The 5,593-nt window shown below is 59.3% G+C and carries 4 protein-coding genes; all 4 read right to left on the bottom strand.

Going from position 1 to position 5,593, the window contains the following annotated elements; genetic code table 11:
* Positions 1–2,878: BTAD domain-containing putative transcriptional regulator (locus RMO15_RS20600; RefSeq protein ID WP_309716344.1), on the bottom strand; the 2,878-nt coding region annotated here is incomplete at its 3' end.
* 46 nt (positions 2,879–2,924) lie between these two features.
* Positions 2,925–4,148 (bottom strand): PhoPQ-activated protein PqaA family protein, encoded by a 1,224-nt coding sequence (locus tag RMO15_RS20595; RefSeq protein ID WP_309716341.1) that lies wholly within the window; start codon positions 4,146–4,148, stop codon positions 2,925–2,927.
* 28 nt (positions 4,149–4,176) lie between these two features.
* The gene (locus RMO15_RS20590; RefSeq protein ID WP_309716339.1) at positions 4,177–4,944 is read right to left on the bottom strand and encodes a hypothetical protein; all 768 of its coding nucleotides are present in this window, start codon (positions 4,942–4,944) and stop codon (positions 4,177–4,179) included.
* Between the two features lie 94 nt (positions 4,945–5,038).
* Positions 5,039–5,593, bottom strand: a 555-nt coding sequence (locus tag RMO15_RS20585; RefSeq protein ID WP_309716336.1) for a hypothetical protein, incomplete at its 5' end; no start/stop codon positions are given.

Below are 5,593 nucleotides of genomic sequence, written 5' to 3'. Positions count from 1 at the left end.
CTTCTTTAAGAGCAAGGCGAACCAGGTAGCGTGCGCAGTGGAGGAGGTGAATGATCGCCTCCATCGCCTCGGCTTGCTTGAGTCCTTGCCGGAACCAGTGACGGCCTTGAGCGAACTCACCGCGCAGAAAATGAAGACGCCCCTGCCCTATCTGAAAGAGAGTCTGGCTGGTTCCCATACCGAGCTGCTGGGTTATCTGGAGACCTTCCTGGATATACCGCTCCGCCGCAGGAAAGTCCTCCAGCTCTAAAAGAACCTCGTAGAGGTTCCAGAGAGTCACCACCACAAAATGATCGTCTCCGATCCGACGTACCAGTGCGAGAGCCTCTTCCTGTAAAGGCACCGAGCCGCGCAGGTTGCCACAATTGCGCTCGGCATGGCCTAGCTGGAAAAGTGCAAAGCCAAGGCTACGCTGATTACCGACGATTCGGTAGAGAGCGAGGCCATGTTCTATGTACTGTCTTGCTGTCTGGAGATCCTTTAGATTCACATAGAAAGCGCCACACTGAATAGCGGCGGCGGCCTTCTGGGGAAGGCTGCCGTGACTCTCTAAAAACGCATAGGCTCTCAGGCACTCTTCCATAGCCTCATGGTTGTCAAGGAGAGGGTTTGCATCCCGCACGGAAGCCGTCGCCGCGCACTGTGTGAGAGCGGCGCAGGCAGGCTCACCTGCTTGCTCGTAGTACTCTTGGCTCTGTCGGTAGTAGCTCACGGCAAGGGGGTAACGGAGCCGAGCGAAGGACATCCTTCCCAGCATCTCATTGACACGAGCCTTAAGAAGAATTTCCTGTGGAGGGAGAGCGGCCAGAAAGTGCTCCAGCAGGCGGATACCGACTTCGTGCTGTCCACGACGATCCCAGTAGCGCCAGGAAGCAACCCCAAGGCGTGCTCCCAGGGTTGGGTCGCTCTGGCGAGCATACTCAAAAGCCGCTTGTAGGTTCTCTTGCTCCTGTGTGATTCCCTCAAGGTAGCGGTGCTGCTCCGGCGACTCAAAGAGAGTCGTGAGCTGCTCCGCGTAGGTGCAGAGGTAGCTTAGGTGGCTTTTTTGTGCCGCTTGAAATCCCTCCGAGGTCTGACGCTGCTGGGCGTAGTGACGCACCGTCTCCAGCATCTTAAAGCGATGCTCTCCATCGGGCTGGGTAAAGGCACTGATGAGAGAGGCCATTCGAAGTGCCTCCAGATCAAGGAGCACCAGGGGGCTGAGATCCTCGCAGACATGCTCTGCGGCCTCCAGAGTCCAGCCGCCTCGGAAGACAGCCAGGCGCATCAGAATCTCCCGTTGATCGGGGGTAATGCGTGCAAGGCTCTCCTCCAGTGCGACATGGAGGCTACTATGGCGCACCCCTGCCTCCGTGGCACGTCGTGCAAGCAGGCGCTGATCCCGTTTCAGACGGCTCCGTATCTGCTCCGGGGAGAGCATCCCCAGCCAAGCTGCTGCGAGCTCCAGTGCTAGCGGTAGTCCATCCAACTCACGGCAAAGTTGAAGAAGCTCCGACTGGTTCTGCGGAGTAAGTGCCAGATCAGGACGTACTTGTCGGGCACGGTCTAGGAGAAGCGCCAGTGCTGCGTCTTCGCTGCCAAGCTCTAGCGGTTCCAGCACCAGCTCGTGCTCGCCCGAGATCTGAAGAGGCCGCTGTGAGGTAACCAGACAGCGCAGCTCGGGGACTCCCTGGAGCAGGGCCTGGAGCGGCTCTCCCAGCCCCCCCACTCCTTCTGCATTGTCCAGTAGGAGAAGCGGTTGCCGGTGCATCCGTAGAAGCTGTGTCAGCGCAGGCAGGAGTGCACCTTTTTCCCTCTGCCCACCTGCGGCTTCGTGAATCGCCACCAAGGCCAGCTCACCCGTCGTGATTTGCTCCAGCGCAACAAAGATCACGTTGCCCTCTCCGCTCTCTGATTCCAGGCGATGCCCTACTTCGAGAGCGAGGCGTGTCTTTCCCACTCCCGGAGGGCCGGTGAGGGTCACTAGACGTGAGGCACCTCCCTCCGCAAGGAGCGTCCCGAGGCGCTCTTGCTCGGCGACACGCCCTACAAAACTATCCAGAGAGGTTGGGAGTGTTCGTGGTAGAGGTACCACGCTAAGAGGGGGGGCTACCAGAGCGGGCTCTGCGGATGAGGAAGGTAAGGAAGGAGTAGAGCGAGCGAGTGTCGCATGGAGAGCGGCCTTGAGAGAGTCGGGTGGCTGCGTCCGAAGCTCCTTCCAGAAAAGCCGCTCCAGCTCTTTCCAGTGGCGTGCCGCATCGGCGGGTCGTCCCAGCTGCACCAGGAGCTTTAGGAGCTGCTCCTGCGCGGTCTCACTCAGAGGATCCAGAGCGACCGCGCCCCGTGCGTAGGTAATCGCCGCCTCAGGATCGGTCTCGGTCAGCGACTGGGAGAGCTGGATCAGAGCGCTTCGCAGCCCATTCTCCAGCCGATCCCGCTCACTGAGCACCCAGGTCTCGTAGAAGCCAGGCAACAAGTGATGCTCGTAAAGCTCCAGGGCTCGATCCAGCGCCTCACGGCGCAGCTCCGGGTTGACACTGGCGCGTTTCAGGCACGCCTCCAGCTCAATAACGTCACAGACAACCTGCTCCACTGCCAGCCCGACACTCGACCGGCTGGAGCGCAGAACCGCCTCCTCCGCTGTTCCCACTTCCAAAAGAGCTCGTCGCAGGCTAGCAAGCGTTTGCCGAAACCGTGTCCGTGTGATGCTGGGGTCTTCGTCGGGCCACAGAAGCTCAATCAGCTCCTCACGGGGCCACTCACGCAGTGGCGGAAGCGCCAGCCGAGCCAAGAGGAGTGCCGTTCGGCGGGTCTCAAACCGTGTCGTGGCAAGGGTGCCCACACTCAGTCGTAGCTTCCCGAGCAGATCAACGCGAAGTTTAGGTAGTGTCGCTGGCATACACTTAGTAGAGTTCTCTATAGAGAGGTCACTCTCCTTCAGGCCCTTATTTTCCAAAGATGCGAATCTGGGTCGAGAGAGTAAAGGGCTGGCCGTCCAGATCAAACGTGGCTTCCCCGTAGGAAGCGGCAAAGCCACGCCTCGGTTGGGGCTGCCACGCCTCGAAGCTATGTGCGTTTGTGGAAAGCTCCGTGAACGACCACTTTTGGTCGCGGAAGTCTGTGGTGGGGCCAAGGCAGCGGAAAAGCCGTGCGGCGCGGATCGGGGCGGTGCTGGAAAAGCGCAGACGTGCCCCATTGTCTTCCGCGCTCCAGCTCCAGGTCAGTGTCGGGAGCGGCTTGCGAGATGCCAGCGAGCGTGTGAAGGCGGCCAGTGTGGACATCACGCGGCCTCGGTCTTCTAGGCCATGGCCGGAGTTGGGCGCGTAGAGTACCCACTTGGGGCCAAGCAGGCCGTCCCAGTAGAGATTCAGCGCGTCCTGCGCCCAGTATCTATCGTTCGTGCCGAGCTGAAGCAGCTTGGGCAGGGTCAGGCGCTCGCGGTAGGAGTAGGGGTCTTCCAGATCCATCAGGCGCTTGCCCGGTGGAGTGAGCAGGAGCTTGTCGAAGCCCGTACGCACGTAGTCCTCGATCTCCTCGCTGGGCTTTCCCCCGAGCATATCAAGCTGATGGGGAATCTGCTGGGCGACTTTGAGCACATCGATCACTTGGGGGGCGATCCCCACCACGCGCTTGTCCTGGCTCGCCCCCACCAGCCATGTCGTCCAGCCACGCTTGCTTGCCCCAAAGACCATGAAGCGCTGGAGCTTGTTTTTGCTGTGCTGCTGGAGCGCGTCCATTGTCTTGAGCACCGCCTTGGCCATGGGAAAGTGCAGCGGCCAGCTCTCGTCGTTCGTTTCCAGGTATTTCTGCCAAGTGTAGGCGATCAGGGCATCTTCGGTGAGTCCCCCGTAGAGCGGCTGCATCGGGTTATTGAACATGGTCGCTACCGTGCACCCCGAGTCGCGGGCAAGCTGGATATTCATGGCCTCATCGCGCTCCCCGCCGTTGCCGCCCGTATTGCGCACCACGCAGAAGTCCGGGTAGCGCAGCTTGTCGGGGCGAGAGACCTGCACCCGGTGCTGCCAGACATTACCCTGCCAGGTCTGCGAGGCAAGCGCCAGCTCCTCAATAAAAACATCCCCGACCCGTTTCTCGCTCTTTTTCTCCCAGCGAAACGCAGGCTCCGGGCGCGCAAGATAGGCATCAAGGCCATTAAAAACAGAAGACACAGACAACAATGTAGGTTTCATGTAGCGATTATAGCTGAGTTTCATCGCCAAACACCGGCTGGCGGAGCACTTCCGCAATAGGAACTTTCAACTCAGGAGAGTGAAGCTTAGGTAAAAGAGCAGTGGGATCAACCGCCACGGTATCGCGAGTGTAGAACCCATCCTGGTAGCGCTGCTGAATCTCTAGCAACATCGGCACGCGAGTCAGTGCCTCACTCCGGACACTCGAAAGCCTTGAGGGAGACTCTGCAATTTCTTCGGTGCTAGCAAAGTTTGAGAGCCAGAAAAGTGGCTCGCTATGCCAAAAGATCCAAAGTGCAGTTCCCTTGGCACACTGAGGATAGCGGATAATATGCCACAGAGCTTCGATGTGCTGAGGGCGCAAGATACTTTCGGCGGTGACGAAAGCATGCAACTCCTCGGAACTCGTCAGCCACGTAATTGCTCTGGGTTTCCCTTCAAGCGCATCTTCCACCCGGCGGCGCTGCTCGCTCGTGAGGGCTTTTAGCTCAGCGGAGCGGGGTAGATACTCTTTACAAAAAGCCAAAAGCTCCTGTGCTGAGGGGGATTGAGAGTTGAAGGCGCAAAAACCTGTACTGCCATCGGGGAAGTGCAAGTAGATATTGTTACACTCCCAGCAGAGCGAGGCTTTGAGGATAAGTCCTGCCTCGTCGTAGAAGGCCATCCCATAAACAGGAATATGACAGCGCATCCATTCCTTGCCTGAGAGTGCTTGCCAGAGCGTTGCAAGATGTTGAGCCAGAGTTCCTTCAAAGGAGCGCGCCTCTAAAAACACAGGTTCTTGGCCACCAAACCCCCTGCCTCGTTCAATAGAAAACAGCTCAGCACGGCTAATCGGGGGAAGAGTGGCCGGGACGTACATAGACTTGCTAGAGTCGCTCTAGAAGTTGCGGCTCGATGGGGCGCTTGGGGTCAATTTTATCGAGCTGGTAGCAGGTGACAAGCGTGATGGTCTCGCCGCGCTTGAGGGTTTTGAGGGGTGACGTCAGCTCTAGCTCGGTGTAGGAGGTCATCCCGTTTTGCGCAAACCAGGGATCATCGGCGTTGCAGTAGATCTGCGCCTGATCCGTGGGAGGTGTGTAGGTCAGCCCGGCGTTGTCCGCGGCGGGGAGGCGGCGAACGCTAAAGAGTAGCTCGCCTTGTACGGAGGCCAGCGTGTCGGCGTCGTAGAAGGCTTTGGTGGAGTTTTTGGGGTCGCGGGTATGGGCAATCAGTGGGCCATTCCCCTTCCGTGCCCAGTAGGTCGGTGCACTCCCCACTTGGGTCACAGCCCAGGCTCCCACGGGAAACGCTGCGCCGTCGCGCTCTTTGCGAAGCGTGCTGGTGAGAGTGACGTGCGCTGATTTTGGGGCAAGCTGGATCGTGCGCAGGCAGCGCAGGCCCCAGCCGATCACCGGGCCACTGGTGAGCCGAACGGTGTGCGT

The organism is Armatimonas sp., from assembly GCF_031410135.1.
GTDB lineage: Bacteria > Armatimonadota > Armatimonadia > Armatimonadales > Armatimonadaceae > Armatimonas.
The sequence above is the reverse complement of the archived record's forward strand: the minus strand, read 5'-3'. Positions and strand labels throughout refer to the sequence as shown.